Annotated in this window: 22 protein-coding genes and 2 other annotated features; of the genes, 1 reads left to right on the top strand and 21 read right to left on the bottom strand. The window is 39.0% G+C overall.

What is annotated here, in order from left to right:
* Positions 1–14 precede the first annotated feature (14 nt).
* Positions 15–136 (bottom strand) — a sequence feature (ribosomal protein L20 leader region).
* Between the two features lie 177 nt (positions 137–313).
* The 19 genes from thrS to PQ578_RS05625 form a co-directional block, all read right to left on the bottom strand.
* Positions 314–2,251 (bottom strand): threonine--tRNA ligase, encoded by a 1,938-nt coding sequence (gene thrS, locus PQ578_RS05715; RefSeq protein ID WP_273832584.1) that lies wholly within the window; start codon positions 2,249–2,251, stop codon positions 314–316.
* A gap of 42 nt (positions 2,252–2,293) precedes the next feature.
* Positions 2,294–2,509, bottom strand: a binding site (T-box leader).
* Between the two features lie 56 nt (positions 2,510–2,565).
* Positions 2,566–3,402, bottom strand: a complete 837-nt coding sequence (locus PQ578_RS05710; protein WP_273832583.1) for a putative sporulation protein YtxC — start codon at positions 3,400–3,402, stop codon at positions 2,566–2,568.
* A gap of 98 nt (positions 3,403–3,500) precedes the next feature.
* A complete protein-coding gene (gene dnaI / locus PQ578_RS05705) occupies positions 3,501–4,433 on the bottom strand; it encodes a primosomal protein DnaI (RefSeq protein WP_159783658.1) in 933 nt (310 codons plus the stop codon).
* A 15-nt stretch (positions 4,434–4,448) separates the two neighbouring features.
* On the bottom strand, positions 4,449–5,801 hold the full coding sequence (locus PQ578_RS05700) for a replication initiation and membrane attachment family protein (protein ID WP_273832582.1): 1,353 nt from the start codon (positions 5,799–5,801) through the stop codon (positions 4,449–4,451).
* 132 nt (positions 5,802–5,933) lie between these two features.
* On the bottom strand, positions 5,934–6,392 hold the full coding sequence (nrdR, locus tag PQ578_RS05695; protein ID WP_098444492.1) for a transcriptional regulator NrdR: 459 nt from the start codon (positions 6,390–6,392) through the stop codon (positions 5,934–5,936).
* A gap of 74 nt (positions 6,393–6,466) precedes the next feature.
* A complete protein-coding gene (locus PQ578_RS05690; protein ID WP_273832581.1) occupies positions 6,467–6,856 on the bottom strand; it encodes a cytosolic protein in 390 nt (129 codons plus the stop codon).
* Positions 6,857–7,008: 152 nt separating this feature from the next.
* Positions 7,009–7,398: an adenosylmethionine decarboxylase gene (speD, locus tag PQ578_RS05685; protein WP_098444494.1), complete on the bottom strand. Its 390-nt coding sequence runs from the start codon at positions 7,396–7,398 to the stop codon at positions 7,009–7,011.
* A 351-nt stretch (positions 7,399–7,749) separates the two neighbouring features.
* A complete protein-coding gene (locus PQ578_RS05680; protein ID WP_273832580.1) occupies positions 7,750–8,778 on the bottom strand; it encodes a glyceraldehyde-3-phosphate dehydrogenase in 1,029 nt (342 codons plus the stop codon).
* A gap of 173 nt (positions 8,779–8,951) precedes the next feature.
* On the bottom strand, positions 8,952–9,551 hold the full coding sequence (coaE, locus tag PQ578_RS05675; RefSeq protein ID WP_273832579.1) for a dephospho-CoA kinase: 600 nt from the start codon (positions 9,549–9,551) through the stop codon (positions 8,952–8,954).
* Positions 9,552–9,561: 10 nt separating this feature from the next.
* Positions 9,562–10,194, bottom strand: coding sequence for a sporulation membrane protein YtaF (gene ytaF / locus PQ578_RS05670; protein ID WP_098444497.1), 633 nt, complete (start codon positions 10,192–10,194; stop codon positions 9,562–9,564).
* A gap of 65 nt (positions 10,195–10,259) precedes the next feature.
* Entirely contained in the window at positions 10,260–11,090 is an 831-nt protein-coding gene (mutM, locus tag PQ578_RS05665) for a DNA-formamidopyrimidine glycosylase (RefSeq protein WP_273832578.1), read from the bottom strand.
* Between the two features lie 20 nt (positions 11,091–11,110).
* The gene (gene polA, locus PQ578_RS05660) at positions 11,111–13,738 is read right to left on the bottom strand and encodes a DNA polymerase I (RefSeq protein ID WP_273832577.1); all 2,628 of its coding nucleotides are present in this window, start codon (positions 13,736–13,738) and stop codon (positions 11,111–11,113) included.
* Between the two features lie 268 nt (positions 13,739–14,006).
* Positions 14,007–15,425, bottom strand: a complete 1,419-nt coding sequence (gene pnpS, locus PQ578_RS05655) for a two-component system histidine kinase PnpS (protein ID WP_273832576.1) — start codon at positions 15,423–15,425, stop codon at positions 14,007–14,009.
* Positions 15,422–16,141, bottom strand: a complete 720-nt coding sequence (locus tag PQ578_RS05650; protein WP_160918593.1) for a response regulator transcription factor — start codon at positions 16,139–16,141, stop codon at positions 15,422–15,424. The genes pnpS and PQ578_RS05650 overlap by 4 nt, the downstream gene beginning before the upstream one ends.
* 192 nt (positions 16,142–16,333) lie before the next feature.
* Entirely contained in the window at positions 16,334–16,813 is a 480-nt protein-coding gene (locus PQ578_RS05645) for a MaoC family dehydratase (RefSeq protein ID WP_224883364.1), read from the bottom strand.
* A 76-nt stretch (positions 16,814–16,889) separates the two neighbouring features.
* A complete protein-coding gene (gene mdh / locus PQ578_RS05640; RefSeq protein ID WP_098444503.1) occupies positions 16,890–17,828 on the bottom strand; it encodes a malate dehydrogenase in 939 nt (312 codons plus the stop codon).
* Positions 17,829–17,872: 44 nt separating this feature from the next.
* Positions 17,873–19,144 (bottom strand): NADP-dependent isocitrate dehydrogenase, encoded by a 1,272-nt coding sequence (icd, locus tag PQ578_RS05635; protein ID WP_273832575.1) that lies wholly within the window; start codon positions 19,142–19,144, stop codon positions 17,873–17,875.
* A gap of 62 nt (positions 19,145–19,206) precedes the next feature.
* Positions 19,207–20,322, bottom strand: a complete 1,116-nt coding sequence (gene citZ, locus PQ578_RS05630; protein ID WP_098444505.1) for a citrate synthase — start codon at positions 20,320–20,322, stop codon at positions 19,207–19,209.
* Between the two features lie 252 nt (positions 20,323–20,574).
* Positions 20,575–21,042, bottom strand: a complete 468-nt coding sequence (locus tag PQ578_RS05625) for a DUF441 domain-containing protein (protein WP_420541509.1) — start codon at positions 21,040–21,042, stop codon at positions 20,575–20,577.
* A 139-nt stretch (positions 21,043–21,181) separates the two neighbouring features.
* On the opposite strand from PQ578_RS05625, the gene ytvI reads away from it, so the two are divergent.
* Positions 21,182–22,300, top strand: a complete 1,119-nt coding sequence (gene ytvI, locus PQ578_RS05620) for a sporulation integral membrane protein YtvI (RefSeq protein ID WP_273832574.1) — start codon at positions 21,182–21,184, stop codon at positions 22,298–22,300.
* A gap of 133 nt (positions 22,301–22,433) precedes the next feature.
* Here ytvI and PQ578_RS05615 read toward each other — a convergent pair whose 3' ends face one another.
* Both PQ578_RS05615 and PQ578_RS05610 read right to left on the bottom strand, forming a co-directional pair.
* On the bottom strand, positions 22,434–22,730 hold the full coding sequence (locus PQ578_RS05615; protein WP_159783689.1) for a putative quinol monooxygenase: 297 nt from the start codon (positions 22,728–22,730) through the stop codon (positions 22,434–22,436).
* A gap of 28 nt (positions 22,731–22,758) precedes the next feature.
* The gene (locus PQ578_RS05610; RefSeq protein ID WP_273832573.1) at positions 22,759–23,394 is read right to left on the bottom strand and encodes a nitroreductase family protein; all 636 of its coding nucleotides are present in this window, start codon (positions 23,392–23,394) and stop codon (positions 22,759–22,761) included.
* Positions 23,395–23,411: the final 17 nt, after the last annotated feature.

Raw genomic sequence — 23,411 nt, 5'->3', positions numbered from 1 at the left:
TATATCCGGTTCAAAGCATAAAAAAAGCGTCGGCGCATACGACACCCACACATTACACAATTATAAGAACAGTGTACCTGCAAACTACCAATTATGGCGTCAATCAGGTGAGAAGCGGGCGCTTCTGCTTGCTTTGTTTCCGATATTTAATTACCTAAGACAGTATACCATGCTGACCAAATTTATGTCAAGGTGATAAGATTCGTTCGAAGTGCACTTGATTATCATAACGAATCTTTCTCTTTGTGACAAGTGTTTTTTGTATATTTGTTTCATCTTATAAAATAAAGCCGGCATTTACGCCGGCTTTTCGTTACTTTTTGTCTTTAATTTCTTCTTCTATTCGAGCAGTAAATTCGTTTAGAGAAACAGTCTCAGAATCCTGCTGGCTGTAGCGACGAACATTAACCGCTTCACCTTCAACTTCTTTATCCCCTACTACGAGCATATAAGGGATTTTCTGCATTTGTGCTTCACGAATTTTGTACCCAATCTTTTCGTTGCGTTCGTCTACTTCAACTCGAATTCCAGCGCGTTGAAGTTTTTTCTGAACACTCTTCGCATATTCCAGGTGTACTTCCGATACAGGAATAATTTCTGCCTGAATTGGAGCAAGCCATGTTGGAAATGCCCCTTTATATTCTTCAATCAAGAAGGCTACAAAGCGTTCCATTGTAGAAACGACACCTCGGTGAATGACGACTGGACGATGATGGTTACCATCTTCACCGATGTAAGAAAGATCAAATCGTTCTGGAAGAAGGAAATCAAGTTGGACAGTCGAAAGAGTCTCCTCTTTACCTAATGCAGTTTTCACTTGAACATCTAATTTCGGACCATAAAATGCCGCTTCGCCTTCTGCTTCTACATATTCAACGTTAAGATCATCCATTGCTTCTTTCAGCATTTTTTGTGCTTTTTCCCACATTTCGTCATTGTCGATATACTTTTTCTTATCAGCTGGGTCACGATAAGAAAGACGGAATGAATAATCACTAATATTGAAGTCTTTATAAACTTCCTGAATCAGCTCGACAACTTCAATAAATTCTTGCTTAATCTGATCTGGACGACAGAAAATATGAGCATCATTTAACGTCATTGAACGTACGCGCTGAAGTCCTGCTAGGGCACCAGACATTTCATAGCGGTGCATTGTTCCTAGCTCAGCCACACGATACGGAAGACTGCGGTAGCTTTTCAGATCATTTTTGTAAATCATCATATGGTGGGGACAGTTCATTGGACGAAGAACCAATTCTTCTGTTTCATCCATTTTCATTGGTGGATACATATCGTCTTGGTAGTGATCCCAATGACCACTTGTTTTATAAAGCTCCACGTTCGCAAGGTGAGGTGTATAAACATGGTTATAACCAAGACGTTCCTCGAGGTCAACAATGTATCGTTCAATCGTACGGCGAATCGTCGCTCCTCTTGGCAACCAGATTGGGAGCCCTTGTCCAACTTCTTGAGAAATCGTAAATAGCTTTAGCTCTTTACCAAGTTTACGGTGATCGCGCTCTTTCGCTTCTTCTAAAAGACGAAGGTACTCTTCAACCTGGGACTGCTTGGGAAATGCTGTACCATAAATGCGTTGTAGCATTTGATTTTCGCTATCTCCACGCCAGTACGCACCTGCAATCGATAGTAGTTTAAAGGCTTTGATCTTACTAGTTGAAGGAACATGTGGCCCACGACAAAGATCAAAGAATTCGCCTTGTTCATAAATTGTCACCTGTTCATCGTCAGGTATCGCTTCAAGCAATTCTAACTTAAGATCATCGCCAATTTCCTTAAACATTTTCTCTGCTTCAGCACGACTGACAACAATACGCTTCACTTCAAGATTTTCATTAATAATTTTTTTCATTTCTTTTTCGATTTTCGGAAGATCTTCAGGTGTAATTGATACAGGGCAATCAATATCGTAATAGAATCCACTATCAATGACTGGGCCAACGCCAAGTTTCACATCACCATAGAGACGCTTAATCGCTTGAGCCATTAAATGAGCCGTACTATGGCGAAGAACTTCAAGTCCGTCTTCACTTTCTTGTGTTACGATTTCAATCGATGCATCTTCTTCAATTTCACGACGCAAATCGAAAAGAACGCCATTCACCTTTCCTGCAAGAGCTTTTTTCTTTAAGCCCGGACTAATTGAGCTTGCAATCTCTTCAGTTGTTGTTCCTTTATTAAATTCTTTCACAGAACCATCTGGGAACGTAATCTTTACCATTTCAGCCATGCTTCTTCACTCCTTTTTGCATATAAAAAAACACTCATCCCAAAAAGGGACGAGTGTTTTATCTCGTGGTTCCACCCTGCTTCCCATATAGAGAAAATCCTATACGGCTCAGATTGCTGTAACGTAGCAGAAACGCTACCCTATTTCCAGGGTAGAGTTCAAAGGTGGTAAGAATGCTTGTCTCGCTAGGAAGTTCACACCAATCCTTCCCTCTCTTAAAGCAGACAGAACATCTCATGTCCTTATCGTAACAATAACGTATATGCGTGTATGTAGGTATTATAAGTAGTGTACTTATGAAAATCAAGCTTATTTTAATGATTGCCAGAAAAAAAGTTTTTAACCCGTGACAACGGAAAAAAACATAGTCGTTCTTCAAAAACATTACGAATGGTTTGAGCCAACCCTTCTTCCGTGTCTTCTGTATATAAATAAATTTCTTTAGGAGCAAGAATCAGAAGCGGCAAAAGTATTTCAGAATCTATTTCTTCCAAAGAAAGTCCATTTGGAATGTTATCAAGTGTTTCATGAATCCCATTAAGCTTATGACCACTTAGATCATATAATCGGTAGCTACCATCAAAAACAAGCACAACTTTTTCTTGGAGAGCCTCTCTTGATTTAAGAAGAAGCCTTAATGCTTCAATAAAATTCTGATATTCTTGCTCAAGTTTATACTCGTCAATCGCTTCGCCAATTAGCTCAGTTAACAGAGCTCGATAAGGACCGGTTCGAAACCGTAAATAAGAGTCAAATAAGATCGTTCCGCCCTGTTCAATACAAGAAAACGTTGATCGATGCAATAAATCAACCCGCTTTGTGTAGCGATCAGAGCGAGGGAGTTCTTCTTTGTCTCCCTCTCCAATACTTTTTGCAATTGCTGTAATTTCGCCAATTTCATCTTTATCTTGATAGTAATATTTTGTTGTTAATATTTGTTTCATCCATCGCTTCTCATAGATGGTGCTAACACAGCGGACGATGCATTTGGAGATGTGATAACACAACTTTGCATTATATGGTTCCACTTGTACAGAGAGCGTTAATTCCTCTTCATTAACGGAGACTTTTTGTTGAACGTTCCTATCCTTTATCAAATATTCATAAACAAATTGAAAATCTTCTTTTTGATCAAATGTTATTGAAACCAATATATCCCCCCCCCTGTCCACCTTCTTACTAAAATCTATATGGCTCCAGATTGGAAATGATGTATAGAACAATAAAAAAGCCTTCCCTAAGGAAGACTTTAGACTCGTCTATTTTTCCCCTGTAAAAAGACTGGGGTGGTAAAATGCTTTATTCTTTCCATGATTCGCTTCGCTTTTGTTTCTTCAATTCCACTTTTATGAGAGTAAGCGAGATGCTCCTCTAACAAGGAATAATCTAGATTAGAAGAATAAAGGGTTGGTAATCCTTCTGTCATGCGATATTGGAGCAGAGCACCAAGTATGTCATCCCGTACCCAACTCGAAATATTTTCAGCCCCAATATCATCAAGGATTAATAAAGGAGTCTCTTTTAAGTAATTTAGCTTTTCATCAATCGATTGATCTTGTATGGCACTCTTCATTTGTCGAAAGAAATCAGGCGTATAAATAAACTGCGAACGAACGCCTTTTTCCTTCGCTAACTGATTTGCAATTGCCCCTAGAATAAATGTTTTGCCAACACCAAAACCACCATGAATATAGAGCCCTTTCTTCGTTTCACCCGGAACAAAGTCCTCGACGTATTGAATAGCTGTACCAATCGCTTCAATTCGCACAGGATCTTCATCATCCAAATCCGCAAATGTCGCTTCAAGAATTTCTTTTGGAATATAGTAGCTCTGAATCATTTCATTACGCTTCTTATTCTTATCTTCTTCAATCCTTGTTGGACAGCGATTATAACGAATATCGATGACTGAACGATTAAGAAATAACTCCGGCTCGTACCCTTGCATCATATTAATACAGTTGGAGAGCCCCGGGCACCCCTCACACCGTTTAGACTGAGTCGTAAATTCATACAATCTTGCAAGACTTCGATCAATCATTTTTTCATCGACTTCATCTTGTTCCTCAATAAATGCTTGAATATCTTCATCTGCCATGATCGCTTTTTTCATTTCTTGATATTGCTGTTGGAACTTCTTGTTACCCGGCATTTTATTAAACGATTCTTGGATGGACTCCATACATTTCACCCCGCTTTATTTTTTGTATTTGCTTAGCATTTTTTTGAGCTGATCTTGTTTTTCTGAGCGCTCTTCATGAGACATATCGGGTTCTTTTTGATCCGATATCCATTCAGGAACTTTGTCTTTTCGAGCTGTAGAACTTCCCTTTCCTCGAGATGCTGGATTCGCCTTTTTCTTGGGCTGCTGTAGTTCTTTTATGGCAAGATCCATGGCTTCTCTCACTGTCTTTACCCTGGCTCTTGCCCAGTGACTCGCAAATTTTTCTACGTAGTTTTTCGAGAGTTTTTTATCTTGTGTTTCAATAATAAAATCAAGAAGAACGTTCATTACACCAGGAGTTAGCTTCTGTTCATCCATAATACGCTCGACAAGCTTCATATCTGCTTCTGATGGCTTACCACCTTCTGCCGCACGTTGGAGAATATCATAAGGTGTCATTTGCTCATAACGCTGAGCGGCCTTCTCCTCTTCCGTTACAGGCTCTTTTGTATGGAATTCTTGCAATGCAGCAGGCTGTCTCCTATATTGAAGAGCAGGTACCTTTCCTCGATTTTCAAGAGCAAACCAGCTGCTTACTTCTTTTCGGAGAAGATCATCTGATAGCTCATCATGATGAATGGCCGCCTGTTCCACGATTCGCCCCATTTCATAAGGCTCAATCTTATAGACAAAAGCAAGTCGCTCAATTGTTTTCTTAACCGAATCAGTAAACATTTTCTCTGTTACAATCATATCAGAAATGTGCTGTTTCATCACATCAAAGTCAAATTCAGATGAAGTGAAAACAAGACCCTTATTATCATTTCGACTTGCGATCTCTCGAACATCATCTTCTTCCTCATAACTTGCCGTCATCTCAGAAGGATGCAGGGAATCGTATACTTCGTTAAACGAAGCAGTCATATCTTTATATTCTGACAAATCTGGCTTTTCATCAGAGAAATACTTCTTTAAATCCTGGTATCGATTACGCCCTAATCGATTGAACAAATAAATATTTAAAACACCGTCATTAAAAAAACGATCAGGTGTTAGCGGTGGCTGAAGCTCGTAAGTAAAGTGTCTCGGATCTTCTCCGTTTTTGAGGAAAGTTTTTAATAAGCCGATCCCCTCTAGCTTTCGTCGCTCTTCAAGTAGTTTTTTTGTATCCCATCTCATCATCAGTAATAAATGATGATGAGTCATTTTTGTAACAAGACTGTCCTGTTGCTCATGGGCGCTCCACATCGTCATATAGAGACTGTAGGCCCCTGCACCAATTAGAGGCTGGTACAACAGGGTAAGGACATTCCTATCATACTCATGCAATAACCCGAACGCCTCAATTTGAAGCGTATCAACAGGAAGAAGTTCTTTCCAATGCATATGCTTCACCTTTATATTCCTTCATAGATTTTTCTAACTAACTGATAGCCTGAGACATAGCAAGGTCTTGACTCATCATGGCATTTGTCTTATTAACGTACAAAAAAAGAGCTTACACTAAGCTCCTTTTCCTTACTCTGCTCTGTTAATTAATTCTTTAAGCTCACGAATAAAAACATTGATATCTTTAAACTGACGATAAACGGAAGCAAATCGAACGTAAGCCACTTCGTCAACTTTTGCCAGTTGATCCATCACAAGCTCACCGACAGTATCACTACTGATCTCGGAAGCTCCCTGATTACGAAGGTCCCGTTCTATTTCATTTACGATGGTTTCAAGTTTTTCGAGCGGCACGGGTCTTTTCTCGCAGGCTTTAATTAAACCTCTGAGAATTTTTTCCCGGCTAAACTCTTCCCTAGCTCCATCTTTTTTCACGACAATAAGCGGTATTTCTTCAACTGTTTCAAACGTTGTAAATCGATAGGTACACGATTCACATTCGCGGCGCCTGCGTATCGATCGGCCTTCATGAACCGGTCTGGAGTCAAGCACTCTTGTACCATTATGATTGCAGTTGGGACAGCGCATTAGATCATCTCCACTAAACGAACAAGATTTCTATCTCTTATTTTAGCATAAAATGTGCGACGACACACATCCTACTATATTTGCTCTGAAATGCCTGTTCCAATCAACGTTAGCTTTTTCTTCAAATCTGAATAAATCGTTTCAATTACCTTTTTACTAAAACCAAAATCTACAGGTAGTGGTGTTTCTGTCGAAACGGAAAAATCTACCGCTGTTTTATAACCGCGCACGGTCACGACCGTTACTACAATTAACGCTTTTTTAGGAGCTTTCACTTGAAATACAAACTCTCCACGTTCGGGTGAATTGGTCACGATTTCACCTTTGTAGTGTTTTTGAAGAATCGCTTTCGCTTCTGTAAAAGCCTGTTCCTTTGTCGCTTTAAAATAATGCGTTTTCAATGTAGGATTTTGATGCCTTTCCCCTGTTTCAGAACGATTGCTAAAAAACTCTTTTATTCCCACCCCTAGTCCTCCTCTATTTTTTTTAAGAATAGCAATAAATGACTGATAAATCAATGAGGTCGCGCTGAATCGCCAATCATCACAAGCTAATAAATTTCTTAGCTAAACTAAAAAAGGGCCCCCAGGGTGCCCTTTTAATCGAAGTATTATTATTATGAAGTAAACGCTGACTGTTCTTCTCTAACTTTAGGTTTTACAGGTCCCATGCCTCGTGGAAGTTCGATGTTCTCACGCGTATCCGCTCCAAGTGCATCCGCAATGTAGTTTGCAGCTACGTTTGGATCAAGATCACCACAAGTATACACATCAATACTTGCATAACCATGCTCCGGGAAACTGTGAATTGTTAAATGTGATTCAGAAATAATCACAACACCACTTACACCCTGAGGTGCAAATTTATGAAATGCTACTTCTCGAACCTCTGCACCAGACTTAAGAGCAGCTTCAACAAACGTTTCTTCGATAAATTTCATGTTGTTTAATTTTTCAGTGTCACAGCCCCATAGTTCAGCAATGACGTGACGTCCCATTGTATCCATAGCAAAATTCCCCCTTTATTTTTACTCATGCCTAAAGCATGCGGTATTGAAAATCCACCACGGGGGAAAGTTAGTCCGATGAGGTCCTAACCCTTTAAGTAGTTTTCAATGCCAAATTGCTATAAAAGAAGTTCACGAAAAATAGTATAAGGCTTTTAAAATAGATTTGCAAGAATAAATTAAATGCAAACCTTTCTTCTCTCCACTCACTTTTACAAAGCGAGTAGAGCGGCAATAATAAAAATATATCCAAAATGGACGAGAAATATCCTGTATCTTGAAGTTATTTTCGCGCTTTAGTTAACCTCAAAAAAAAGAAGCAGGATTGCTCCTACTTCTTTCCTTTTCAATCTATACGCTCACTTTCAATTTCTCAGGAATTCGTTCACCTACGTACTTTGCCATATCCACGACTCGACAAGAATATCCCCACTCATTGTCATACCAGGCAAGTACCTTTACTTTTTTATTTTCAACGACCATTGTCGATAGTCCATCTACTATAGAAGAATGAGCATTACCATTGTAGTCAATTGATACTAATGGTTCATCAGAGTAAGCAAGAATACCTCTTAGGGGCCCTTCAGAAGCAGCTTTTAAAGCATCATTAACTTCATCAATGGTCACTTCTTTCTTAAGATCAACCACAAGGTCGACTAATGACACATTTGGTGTCGGTACGCGAAGCGACATTCCGTTAAGTTTCCCTTCTAAATGAGGCAATACTTTTGAAATCGCTTTAGCTGCACCTGTCGACGTTGGAATAATTGATTGGCCACAGGCACGTGCTCTTCTTAAATCTTTATGCGGATTATCGATGTTTTTCTGATCATTCGTATATGCATGAACTGTTGTCATCATACCCGAAACAATTCCAAAGGACTTATCAAGCACTTGAACAACCGGAGCCAGACAATTGGTTGTACAAGATGCATTTGATAAAACATGATGTTTCTGATCATTGTATTCGCTTTCATTAATGCCCATCACAATTGTAAGATCTTCATTCTTACCAGGTGCTGTAATGATTACTTTCGTAGCTCCTGCATCAATATGATAACCGGCTTCTTCTCTCGTACGAAACTTGCCAGTAGCTTCAATTACAATGTCGATTCCCATCTCTTTCCATGGAAGAGTTTTTGGATCACGATTATTTAAAACAACCACTTTTTTATTGTTAATCTTTATCCCATTCTCAATTGGTGTAACCTCTCCATCAAATGTACCGTGAATGCTATCATATTTAATTAAATGGCTGAGCGTTTCAGGCGGATAGCTAGCGTTAATTGCTACAACTTCCAAACTATCTTCCATTATTGCCTTTCTAAATACCATTCGCCCAATTCTTCCAAAGCCATTAATTGCTACTCTTGATTTCATTCAGCGTTCCTCCCGCCACATATGTGTTATACTTATTTCCCCTATCACAAAATTAGTATAACATATAATATGCAAATGAAAAGATTAATTTACACTATTTTTGTAGAACGTCTTTCTCTAAGCGCATGACGATTAAAAAACAAAAAACACGTCGTTTTCAGACGTGTTTTTGTTTATATTATTCCCCATTTTTTTAGAATGTTGTTAAGTTGTTCTTCCGTTTCTTCACGTGTTCCCGTGTTATCAATCACATCATCAGCCAGTTCTTTCTTTTCTTCAATAGGCATTTGCGATTGGATACGATCGAAAGCCTCTTCTTCCGTACTCCCATCCCTTTCAACTAATCTCGATAGCTGGGTTTTTGCATCGACATACACGAGAAGGGTTTGATCAACCATATGAGTTAGCTGACTTTCAAATAAAAGCGGAATATCGAAAACAATATGCACGCTTCCCTGTTCTTTTAGAGCTGCTGCTTGATCAAGCATTCCTTTCCGAATTGCAGGATGAAGAATACGATTTAATACTTTACGTTTTTCCTCATCTTTAAAAATGACAGCTCCTAACTTCTTCCGATCAAGCCCGCCATCTTCTGCTTTCATGTCATCTCCAAATAATCGAAAGATGTCTTGAAGTGCTGGCTCACCAGGTTCAACTACTTTTCTTGCCATTACGTCTGCATCAATGATTGGTAGGTCATAGCGGCGAATCATCTCTGCTACAGTACTTTTTCCACTAGCGATTCCACCGGTAAGTCCAATATCCATCGTCACCCTCCTTTCACTACATTCTAAGGAATCCTAAGATAATGAGTAGGCATCCCGGTAAGAGTGATAGTTTATCCATCCATTTAATGTTTGAAGTAAGGTTTCCGAACTTTAATCCTAAGAGCAAAAACAGCGAACTCATACAAGCAATCAAAAGTGACGTTTCAATAGGAGGAAAACCAACCATTGACGCACCTATGCCTGCTCCAAATGCATCAAGAGACAATGCGGCACCGAGCATAATTGCTTCAATACCTGTAATTGTACCAGAATCATCAAAGTCTGCCGTTGTCGGTTTTCTCAAAATGCTGATAACCACCCCGAGCGAGCGTATTTCATAATGAAGAAGAATTCGCTCAGAAACCGTTTTTTCAACCTCTTTGTTGTTACGAATCATTTGATACAATACCCATCCACCTAGCGCAATAAGAATGCCGCCACCAATTCGCTGAGCTACTATATCTGAAATCCATAACTGTAAAAGTGAGCCAAAACCCATTGCGATTAACATGGAGATCGCCGAACAAATCGAAATGATAAGAATCGACTTAAAAGGAATTTTCATCCTTCTGAGGCCATACGTTAAGCCAACTCCAAATCCATCTACGCTTACGGCAAATGCTAAGAAAAAAAGAGAAACCCAGTACATAGGCGAGCTCCTTCCATACTAAAATCTTAAATAGTATATGAAAGGAGCCCATCCAACGCTACGACTTACTCATTCACCTGACATAGCGGACAAAACGTTGTTCCTCTTCCTCCAACAACTATTTTCTCGAGCTCAGTTTGACAGTTTTTACATCCCTCACCGACGCGTCCATAGACAAAGAGATTATCCTGATAAGTGCCTACTTTCCCCTGACTGTTTACATAAGAACGGATTGTACTACCGCCTTTATTCACAGCATCAGATAACGTATGAACGATCTGTTCTCTAAGTGTTTCAATTTCTCTATTTGTAAGCGTCGACGCGATTCGCTCAGGGTGTATTCTAGCTTTAAACAGCGCTTCATCGACATAAATATTCCCAAGTCCAACAACGAGGGTTTGATCTAACAACACTGTTTTTACTTTTCGAGACGTTTTTTGAAATCCTTTTTGTAATACTTCAGAGGTAAATTGGTCTGAAAAAGGTTCATGGCCCAGCTGCACAAGTGGTAACTCATTTTCCTCTAATCCAATAGGAAAAAGATGCATCGTACCAAACTTCCGCACGTCATGATAACGAAGCTCCGTTCCATCTTCGAACGTAAAAAACACATGCGTATGATGATCAAATTGTTCATCGATAGCAGATAACTTATATTTCCCTTCCATACGAAGGTGAGAGACGATTACATCGTCTTCAAGAATCAGTTTTAAAAACTTCCCTCTTCTTTCAACACCTGTAAAAGTCTGACCAATCACTTTCATTTTGAAGGCTTCAACATCATCTGGTTTCTTAATAATTTTAGGCCACTTTACAACAACATTTGTGACCTTCTTCCCTACAACCAAATCTTCTAGTGTTCGTTTAACCGTTTCTACTTCTGGTAATTCAGGCATATTTCCCTCTCCTTTGATGCCTACTTCGCATCATACCAGGTGGAGCCATACTCATAATCAACTTTCAGTGGAACGTCAAGTTTGATTGCAGATTCCATTACTTCAGGTACGATACGTTTTAACGTTTCAATCTCATCTTGTGGTGCCTCAAAAATCAATTCATCATGTACTTGAAGCAACATACGTGTTTCTAACTTTTCTTCTTTTAAGCGTGTCTCCATTTGAACCATGGCGAGCTTAATAATATCCGCAGCCGTTCCCTGTATTGGTGTGTTCATTGCTGTTCGTTCAGCGAAGCCACGCTGATTGAAATTCCGTGAATTAATTTCAGGTAGATACCTTCTTCTCTGTAACAACGTTGAGACATATCCATCTTCTTTGGCTTTTGTGACAACGTCTTCCATATAGTTTTTTACGCCTGGAAAGCTTTCTAAATAGCGGTCAATAAATTCTCCCGCTTCTTTTCTCGAAACGTCGATACTTTGTGACAAGCCATAATCACTAATGCCATAAACAATTCCAAAGTTAACAGCTTTCGCATGTCTGCGCATATTCGACGTAACATCTTCTTTGTCTACATTAAAAACGTTCATCGCTGTTTTTGTATGAATGTCTTCATCTTGCTGGAAAGCCTCAATCAAATTCTTATCTTGCGCGATATGTGCGAGAACGCGTAGCTCAATTTGAGAATAATCCGCCGCAAACATGACCCAATCTTTTCGAGATGGAATAAACGCTTTTCTGATTTTGCGACCTTCCTCAAGACGAATTGGTATATTTTGTAAATTAGGATCAGTCGAACTGAGTCTTCCAGTCTGTGTTAAAGCTTGATTAAACCTTGTGTGTATTTTACCTGTATCTGAATAAATAACTTTTAACAAACCTTCAATATACGTCGAATTTAATTTACCGAGCTGACGATAAAGGAGGATCTCCGGAATTACCTCGTGTTTACTTTCAAGCTTTTCGAGCACATCTGCAGACGTTGAATAACCAGTTTTTGTTTTCTTAATAACCGGAAGCTCCAACTTCTCAAATAAAACTTCACCAAGCTGTTTAGGCGAGTTAATATTAAATTCAGTGCCCGCAAGTTCAAAAACCTTTGCTTCAATCTTACTCAATTTTTCATTTAACTCTTCGCCCATCTTTTCTAGGAAATTGGTATCAACGGAAACACCTTTTGTTTCCATTTCACCTAGCACAAGCGTCAGGGGCATTTCTAGGTCATGGAACAGCTCATACTGCTCATTGTTTTTTAACTGTTCTTCAAGCTTGTCTTTTAATTGATATACCGCATAGGCTTTTCGAACAAGGTGATCCGCAAACTCTTCAACTTCTGGAAGCTTGCGTTTCGCTCCTTTTCCATAAACGGACTCATCAGAAGAGACAATAGAAAAGCCTTCTCGTCTTGAAATAGCCGATAGATCATGCGTCGATTCCGATGGATTTAAGAGATAGGAAGCGATCACTAAGTCAAACGTAATCCCTTCTAATGAAATGCCCTTCCAACCTAAAGCCACAACGGCTCTTTTCGCATCAAAAACCCATTTCTTCTGAGTACGATCTTCTAGAAAATTTCGAAACAATTGAGACTGCAGAGCTAAATCTGATGGGATAAAATAATTCCCGTTTTCATTTACAAGGGAAATCCCTTGTATGTCGGCATTATGGTAATTTTCATCCATCACTTCCACAATCATGGCAGAAGGACTAGCGAGATGCTTGGCTTCTATCTCATTGATCGTCTCAAAATCTAAATCATCGATTTTCTCGTCTTCTACTTCTGTCCCCCCGATTCGATTAAGTAGAGACTTAAATCCAAGTTCACTAAACAGTGTAGCGACTGCTTCATGATCATAACCGCTGTAGCCTAGATCAGTTATCCCTAGTTCAAGTGGCGTTTCTTTAAAAATCGTTACAAGCTCTTTGCTCATCATGGCCTGCTCTTGATTTTCTTCCAATTTTTCTTTTAGCTTTTTACCAGAAACATCGTCAAGTGATTCAAAAACGGCATCCACCGTGCCAAATTGTTTTAATAATTTAAGAGCCGTTTTCTCTCCAACACCAGGCACACCAGGAATATTGTCCGAGTTATCACCCATAAGCGCCTTCATATCAATGATTTGATCTGGGCTAAGGCCATATTTTTCACGAAGAAAGGCTGGGTCATATGTATCAATGTCAGTTATTCCTTTTTTCGTTAAGGCTACATGAACGTTATCTGAAACAAGTTGGAGAAGATCTTTGTCTCCGGAATAAATTTTCACTTCCCAATCTTCTTTACTCGCAAGATCCGATACGGTTCCGATGATATCATCTGCTTCATAATTCTTAATTTCATATCGCTTAATTTGAAATGCGTCCAGCACTTCACGTATAACAGGGAACTGTTCGCTTAATTCTGAAGGGGTTTTCTGTCGCCCACCTTTATACTCTGTATACGTTTTATGGCGGAACGTTGTTTTACCGGCATCAAACGCAACGAGCATATGTGTTGGCGATTCATTTTCTATAATTTTCAGCAACATCGTTGTAAATCCTAGTACGGCATTTGTATAGACACCTTTATCATTATTTAACAACGGCAATGCAAAAAACGCACGATAGGCAATGCTATTTCCATCAATTAAAACTAACTTATTCTTCAATAGAAGTCCTCCATTTCATTCATTACGCAATTTATCGATCACTGTACATCCCAAAAGACGCCTGCTCCATATATTTTACCACGATGGTAAAAAGAATGAAAAACAAGCGTCCAACTGATTAATTCTGTTTTGCTAATGAAAGACAAAAAAAGAGAGACGAGAAAATCTCGTCTCTAAAATGTGCTCTCGTCATGATGAAGGGGTCAATTGTTACTTTACAGAAATCATTTAAAGAACATATAAACAGACTGTAAAGAAATCGTAAAGATTAATATTGTCTCTTTTTATTTAACGTGATGACAAAAGTTGTCCCTTCACCAGGTTGACTGTTAACTGCGATGTGACCCTGATGAGCTTCGACGAGGTGTTTCACTATAGCAAGTCCAAGACCAGTCCCACCAGAATTTCTACTTCTTGCACGATCTACTCTGTAAAAGCGTTCAAAGATTCGAGGAAGCTCTTCTTGTCGTATTCCAATACCATTATCCGAGATCGTAAACTGAACATCATCTTTTTTCTCGTTAACGAAAATCGTAACGCTTCCTTCTTCTGGAGTGTACGTAATACTATTGGCAATTAAATTAAGAAACACCTGTTTTAAACGGTTTGCATCTCCTTTAATTTGAAGATCCCCATTATAGCTAATTTCAACTTCAATGCTTTTCTTATCTGCTTTACTTTTTGTCATTAAGAGACAATCATCAATCACTTCTCTTAAATCTACATCCTGCCAATTCAGCGCAAAATGCTTTTGTTCCATCTTTGAGAGGTCGAGAAGATCCTGAATGAGGCTCTGAAGACGATCACTTTCATTTAAAATTATTGTAAGAAAACGAGTGCGGAAGGCTTTATTTTCCATAGCTCCATCAAGTAATGTCTCTGCAAAGCCTTTCAATGAAGTGACAGGCGTCTTTAACTCATGAGATACGTTTGCTACAAAATCTTTTCGCATTTGTTCGAGCTTTTTTAACTCTGTAATATCGTGGAAAACAAGAACAACACCTTTTAGCTTTTCATCATGGTTAAGGATCGGGGCACCTGAGACGTCAAAGTGACGCATTTCGATTCCAACTTGCAACTCAACTTGCTTCCGAACAGTTTGCTCAACAAGTAGCGTCTCTTCCACTAATCGAGTGATTTCCCTATACGGAAGTGCTTCATAATAGAGCAAATCTAAGTATTCTTCAGTTTTGATATGAAACGTTTCTTTATAAAAGCGATTAACAAGGTTAATATGACCTTTTGAATCAATCAGAATTAAGCCACTATCCATATTTTCAATTAATGTCATCAACCGGTTTTGCTGAATTTCATAAGAATTTGTCATGTTTTGTAAATTACGAGCGAGAATGTTTAAGGCGTGACTAAGTTGCCCCGTCTCATCTAGCTTATATTCATAAGTTCGTGCTTTAAAATTCCCAGAAGCAAGCTCATTGGCAACATTCAATGCACCCTCTAAAGGTTTTGTTAACTGATTTGAGATGCGGAGACTAAGGTAAACAATAATGAAAAAAGCCCCTGTAAATGAAAGAATTAAGATTAGCCACATATTTGACAAGGCCTCTTCACTAGCATTATCGAATAGAATTCCTTCAAATAAATTACCTATGAAAACAACTAAGATTGAAAAGACAAGAAAAAGAATAACGAATTGAGCATTCAGAAAACGTGAGCGGAACCGCTTCATTTAACAGAAGGCTCCTCTAACTTATACCCAAGCCCTCTAATTGTTTTAATGTATTCTGGTTTACGCGTATTTTGTTCAATTTTCTCTCTCAAATGACTAACGTGTACATCTACAATCCGGGTATCCCCAACAAAATCATAATTCCAAACCGCACTCAAAAGCTGCTCTCTCGTTAGAACTCGACCTTTATGACGTACGAGATACACTAATAATTCAAATTCTTTAGGAGTAACCTCCATTATTTCCCCCTGGAAAAATGATTCGTAATTATTTGGATAAACCTCTAGTTCACCTACCTGGATTTTCTCTGATTCTTCCATCTGGTTAGCTACTTTCGATTCTTCAAGCTGTTTTACCCGCCTAAGAATTGCCTTAACACGCGCAACGACTTCTCTAGGACTAAACGGCTTTGTCATATAATCATCAGCACCCAGTTCGAGACCAAGTACTTTATCAAATTCATCATCTTTGGCAGTCAGCATTAAAACAGGCGTATGAATGTGGCGTTGTCTCAATTCTTTACACACCTCTAACCCATCCATTTCAGGAAGCATAAGATCAAGAATTATGCAATTTGGCTTCTCAGCCTCAACTACTTTCAATGCTTCTGCACCATCTTCAGCCGTCACAACATCATAACCAGCTTGTTCCAGATTAAATTGAAGCAATGTTAAAATCGACATTTCGTCGTCTACAACTAGTATCTTTTGAGCCATCGTAAAATCCCCCTAACGAATTTCCCCATTCATCAATGCCGATGCCAGGCTTTTCTTTTATTTTAGCCTGAATACCCTCATCATACTATTATTTTCATAAAGGCAAAAGAAAAACTTGACTTTTTTAGCAGTATGAAGCGCTTTTATCAAAAACAAATGTAAAATGCATAAAAAAAGAGCCTTATTCAGGCTCTAAAAATTCTCGAAAGATGTTGACTTTGTTAATGGTTTTGCAGGATATGGGGGGCAGACAGTAAACAAACCGTCTAAGATAGCTTCTCCTGATTCATTCATGCCCTTAACGTTAATTTCAACTTCATGTTCTTTTGTAAAGACATTCATAACTTCAAACTGAAAATGAAGTGTCTCATAATGATGGACGGGATTCTCGAAAATGACTTCCTGCTTTTTAATACTACTTCCAGGCCCAGGCAAATACTTAGATATAGCACCTGTTACGATAGCAAGAAGCATAATTTGCGGGACAATCGGTTTTTTGAAAGGTGTCATCGAAGCATAATCATGCTGAATGAAAAGAGGATTATTGTCATTTGACAGCCCGAGATATAAAAGAAGGTCCCGATCCTCTATTTTTTCTGTCACCTCAAGCTTTTCACCTACTGACATTTCATCGATCATTCGTCCAAGTTTACGTTTTTTTCCTAGTAACATCGCTACTCCCCCTTTTGAAAGCGTTTTCTTTTTTTGTTTTAAAAAGAGATCCGGTTCTCACACCGGATCTACGTTGTTACCCTAATACCGTCATTACTTTACGAACGGAATCAGCTGATTTATCTAGCTCTTTCTTCTCTTCATTTGTTAAATCAAGTTCAATGATTTCTTCAATACCGCCACCGCCAAGAATTGTCGGTACACCGAGGTAAAGCCCGTCATAACCATACTCGCCTTCGAGATAGGCGATTGTTGGAAGAACACGACGCTGATCTTTAAGGATCGCCTCTACCATCTCAACAAGTGATGCAGCAGGAGCATAGTATGCACTACCATTTCCTAGAAGACTTACAATTTCGCCGCCACCTTTGCGCGTTCGTTCTACAATTTCAGCAAGGCGTTCTTCAGAAATAAGGCTCTGAAGTGGAATACCACCAGCAAACGAATAGCGAACAAGTGGAACCATATCATCACCATGCCCACCGAGGACGAACCCTGTAATATCTTTAACGGAAAGGTTCAACTCTTCAGCAATAAATGAACGGAATCGGGCAGAATCTAGAATTCCCGACTGGCCAATGACGCGATTTTTAGGAAGCCCAGACTCCTTAAACACCGTATAAGTCATGGCATCAACAGGATTTGTTAACACAACAATGGTCGTTTCAGGAGAATATTTTACAATATCCTGAGTCACACTTTTCATGATTTTCGCATTTGTATTCACAAGATCGTCCCGGCTCATTCCTGGTTTTCTTGCAATACCAGCCGTAATCACAACAATATCTGAACCTGCTGTATCTTCATAATTTGATGTACCGGTGATTTTAGAATCAAAACCCTGAACAGGGCTTGCTTCAAACATATCAAGTGCTTTCCCTTTTGTTGGGCCCTCCTGATTTGGGATATCAACGAGTACAACGTCAGCAAGTTCTTTTTGAGCTAAAAGAAAAGCAGTTGTTGCCCCAGTAAAACCTGCACCAATTACGGAAACTTTTTTACGTTTCACTGTCATTTAAATGCCACTCCTTTCATACAAGGAAAAATAGTGATTTTATTTTAGTCCATATTATTGATGAGTTCATCACCAAATTCAGATGTTTTCACTTCCGTTGCACCTTCCATAAGACGTGCGAAGTCATAAGTAACAACTTTATTCGCAATTGTTTTTTCCATAGAATCAAGTACAAGCTTCGCCGCTTCATTCCATCCAATATGCTCGAGCATTAGGACTCCTGAAAGAATAACGGAGGAAGGGTTTACTTTATCAAGACCAGCGTATTTTGGAGCCGTTCCATGTGTTGCTTCAAAAATAGCGTGTCCAGTTTCGTAGTTAATGTTTGCTCCAGGAGCGATTCCAATTCCACCAACCTGAGCTGCTAGAGCATCAGAAACATAGTCACCGTTCAAGTTCATTGTAGCAACTACGTCAAATTCAGCTGGACGAGTTAGAATTTGTTGCAAGAAGATATCTGCAATGGCATCTTTAACAATTAGCTTGCCTTCGCTTTCTGCCTTGGACTGCGCTTCGTTCGCAGCATCTTTCCCTTTTTCTTCAACGATGCGATCGTATTCTGACCAAGTGAAAACTTTATCTCCAAACTCTTGCTCCGCTACTTCGTAACCCCAGTTTTTGAATGCTCCTTCAGTAAATTTCATAATATTCCCTTTATGAACGAGCGTTACATTTCTGCGCCCCTCATCAAGTGCGTACTGAATAGCTGCACGAACCAAGCGCTTAGTACCTTCTTCTGAAACAGGCTTAATACCAATACCAGATGTCTCAGGGAAGCGGATATTTTTTGCACCCATTTCATCTTGAAGGAACGAAATGATTTTCTTGACTTCATCAGTACCCTTTTGAAATTCAATTCCTGCATAAATATCTTCTGTATTTTCGCGAAAAATAACCATATCCGTATCCTCAGGACGTTTTACAGGTGAAGGAACGCCTTTAAAATAACGAACTGGACGAAGACAAGTAAATAAATCTAGCTCTTGTCGTAGAGCAACATTCAGCGAACGAATGCCTCCCCCAACTGGTGTAGTGAGTGGTCCTTTGATTGCAATTATGTATTCACGAATCGCATCAAGCGTATCTGCCGGAAGCCATTCACCTGTTTTATCAAATGCTTTCTGACCTGCATACACTTCTTTCCATACGATTTTTTTCTTACCACCATAAGCTTTATCAACTGCGCCTTCTAATACTTTCGAAGCCGCCGCCCAAATATCAGGTCCCGTTCCGTCGCCTTCAATGTATGGAATAATTGCATGATCTGGAACGTTTAGTACACCATTATTTACGGTAATCTTCTCTCCATTAGCCATTTTATATTCCTCCTAGTGAATGATAAACATTTAATAAAAGGGAAGAAACCTTCCCTTTTTTATTATCTATTTTCTACTTTTACATACGTTTGATTTGTGGCCCCTACGTATTCAGCACGCGGTCGGATTAAACGGTTATTACTATACTGCTCAAGAATATGAGCAATCCAACCGGATACACGACTGACCGCAAATAGCGGTGTGAACAAATCATGATCAATCCCAAGACTATGATAAACAGAAGCCGAATAAAAATCGACATTAGGCGGGAGACCCTTTTCACTTGTCACGATTTCTTCCATCTTCGTCGACATCTCGTACCACTTTGTTTCTCCAGTAAGTTCTGTTAGCTTGCGAGACATTTCACGCAAGTGCTTTGCACGTGGATCACCCGTTTTGTATACGCGATGTCCAAAGCCCATAATCTTTTCTTTGTTTTCAAACGCATTTTGCAAATATGGTTCCACGTTATCAACGCGATCGATTTCACTTAACATAGCCATAACACGTTCGTTTGCTCCACCATGAAGTGGTCCTTTCAGTGCACCAATTGCAGCCGTTACGCCTGAATACATATCTGAAAGTGTTGCAACACATACGCGTGCAGTAAATGTTGAAGCATTTAGCTCATGATCGGCATGGAGCACTAGCGCTTTATTGATCGCTGTAACAGCAACTTCTTCTGGAAGTTCCCCTGTTAACGTATATAAGAAGTTTGCAGCAAAGCTAAGATCTTTCTTAGGCTCTACTGGAGCTTTCCCTTCACGTATACGTGAAAAAGCGGTTACAACAGTTGGAATCTTTGCTTGAAGACGGATCGCTTTGCGGTAATTCGCCTCTTCGCTCATATCGTCCGCTTCCTCATCATATAGTGCAAGTGTAGAAACAGCTGTACGAAGAGCCGCCATCGGATGCACCTTATCAATTGGATACGATTTCATTTGATTCACAATCTCTTCAGGAATCGAAGCGTTACTAGCAAATTCTGCTGTGAATTCCTCAAGTTCAGTCTTATTAGGAAGTTTATCGTTCCATAATAGATAGATTACTTCTTCAAAACTAGCATTTTCAGCGAGGTCATCGATATTATATCCTCTGTATGTTAAGACATCATTTACAATAGAACTAATCGATGATGTTGTTGCAACTACGCCTTCTAATCCGCGAGTAGTCGTCATACGTCTCCCTCTCCTTTTCCATATTATTGGCTCTAGTATTTTCTAAAAATTCTGCTTTGATAACGCTTTTAAAACGCTCCAAAAAAATAAGAACCTATGTACAAGATGGTGCGTCAGTTCTCATTATAAACAATTCTCTGATATTTGTGAATGAATATGCATGATTTCGTCGATTCCTTTTTTTCTCAAATGTTTGAAAAATGATAATAAAGAAGCGAATCACGCAAACGTTATGCCCTTCTGAGCAGACGTTCAGGTGAAAAATTCAACAACCTTCATCGCCATATAAGCAATGCCCGCTCCAATCAATGGACCAACGGCAATTCCTTGAAAAACAGCTACGGCAAGAATTGTACCAAATACAAGCGCTGTGGTAATATGCGGATCATTTTGCAGTAAAATAATCCCTTTTGATGCGATAATCGCAACAAATATACCAGCTCCCATTGCAATCCATGCATAAGAAGATTTAACTGCTTCACCAAGTTGCTTAAAACCTATTTCTCCATTTGCAATTGGTACCAGCACGGCAATCGTAATGATTGTTACTCCCCAGGAGATTCCTTTTGATTGAAAGATCGGAAAGACTTTATCACCAAGTCCCACCGTTTTCACAACCAGCAAGACCGCTACGGCAATAATAAGCGAGATATTTTTCGCAATAAGCGCGATTGCAAGTAAAATGAGTAGAAAAATAGTAGGCTGAGAAATAATTGACATAACGCTCCCTCTTTCACATTAGCAGAACTCTTTTAGCATAACAAACTTTTAGAAAATAAGCACGAAACTGGTTTACTACAATTGCTTGTTTTAAAGCAAGCAGTGTAAAATATAGGAAAGGGATCCTAGGAGGGTTGAAATGAATTGGAAATACATACATAGAGTTTTACGATTTTTCCTTGTAATCTTTCTTATTATTCTTTTCTTAATTGCCTTTTATTATATTTGGCATCTCGCTTACCCTTTTGTAATTGCTTTACTTCTTGCTTTTTTAATCAATCCAATGGTCGACTTACTAGAAAGAAGAGGAAAAATTCCAAGACCCTTTGCTGTAGCTCTCTCCATTTTATTTCTAATTGGGGTGCTTGCAGCTTTTATTGCCCTGCTCGTAAATGAGCTTGTCCAGGGCATCGTTTATATCGCTAGCGTATTACCAGGAAACTTTCAAGAAATCGTTAGTTTCGTAGAAGAACTCTTCGTGTCACACGTTATGCCACTTTATAATCAATTAGAAGACCTGTTTAAAGATTTAAATAAAGATCAGCAAACAACTGTTCTTGACAATATTCAATCAATTGGGACAACTGTTACTACCGCTGTGACCGATATTCTTCAATCTCTTGTTGAAGGAATACGTTCGATTATCGTTAGTTTACCAACCATTTTAACTGTGCTTGTCTTCTCGATGTTGGCCACTTTTTTTATCAGTAAAGACTGGTATAAATTCATTAATTGGCTTAAAAAGAAAGTGCGTAGTGATATCCAAAAAAGTATTGGTACGGTCTATGTTGATTTAAGACGGGCTTTGTTTGGCTTTCTTAAGGCCCAGCTTACGCTGATCTCCATGACGGCTGTTATCGTCCTTATCGGTCTATTTATTTTGAGAGTTGATTATGCGATCACAATTGCGATTATTATTGGCCTAGTAGATCTCTTACCTTACCTTGGTACTGGAGCAATTTTTGTACCGTGGATGATTTATTCTTTTTTAACTGGCAATTATCCTCTAACAATTGGGCTTTCTATTCTCTACGGAGTCGTTGTCATCCAACGCCAGGTTATGGAGCCCAAAGTCCTATCTTCTAATATAGGACTTGATCCTCTCGCAACATTAATTGCGTTATTCGTAGGCTTTCAACTATTTGGATTCATTGGTCTGATTATCGGGCCAGTTCTTCTCGTTGTTCTTAAAACACTTTACCAAGCGAATGTATTTAAGGATATTTGGGGTTATATAAAAGGGACATCCGGTAAATAGCGAAAACAAGATCATAGATCAACAAAGGTTAGTGAAGGAAAAAACATTTTAAAAAACCATAGGAGCAACGTACAAATGATACGTTGCTCCTATGGGCTAATTTGTTAAATCCATGAACCTTTCAGCTCAACCATTATTTTTGTACTTCAGTAGCGTCATACACTTTAACGTCTAATGGGGCCACCAAATATTCTGGTGCTTTTCCAACAAATGCTTGAAAATGAGCACTTTGATTGTGCTTTTCAACTGCAGCCATGTCTTCATAAGCTTCAATCATTTTATAAGTGCTCTCTTTTTCAATCTCTTTCGTCAAAGTATAAGAAAGATTTCCTTCTTCTTTTCTAGCTTCTTCAATAAGAGTAGCTACTTCGTTAAGAAACGCTTCTTCCTTAGCCGGGTTAATTTGTAATCCTGCATGAATAATAATCATTCGTTATATCCTCTTTTCAATGTTTATTTTATTTCCACTCTGTAATTGATTCAACAGGTAAGCGAACAGATTTGTATCCTTCGTTTGCTGCTTTACCAATTGAAATCAGCATCACTGGATAGTAACGCTCTTTATCCATACCGTAAGCTTCAGCAATCTGATCTTTCTCATATCCACCAATTGGATTTGTATCATATCCGTGTGCTCGAGCCGCTAACATCAATTGCATGGACACTAATCCACCATCAATGATATTCATTTCTCTAAATTGCTCAGTTGACATACCTTCTAACAAGCCTTTTATCGCTGGAAGCTGTTGATCTCTTACTTCTGCAGGCATATACCCTTTTTGTACAGCAGTATCATAAATTTCATCAGCATAGTCGAGGCTGTTCATATCTACAAATACCGCAATAACAGCTGCAGATGTTTCAACTTGTGATTGATTAAATTTAGCAAGTGGTGCTAAAGTTGTTTTTCCCTTTTCGCTATCGATAACGACAAAACGCCATGGTTGAAGATTGACTGAAGATGGTGCCAACGTAGCTTCAGTTAATATTTCCGACATTTCTTCTTTCGTAATTTTGACTGACGGATCGTAATGGCGAATTGAGCGTCGACCTGTAATAATTTCATTAAAGTCATTTATTTTGGTTGCATTCATCGTAAAATCTCCTTATG

Source organism: Guptibacillus sedimenti (assembly GCF_028610665.1).
In the GTDB taxonomy this organism is placed as follows: domain Bacteria; phylum Bacillota; class Bacilli; order Bacillales; family Guptibacillaceae; genus Guptibacillus; species Guptibacillus sedimenti.
This window is presented reverse-complemented; position numbering and strand designations above follow the sequence as displayed.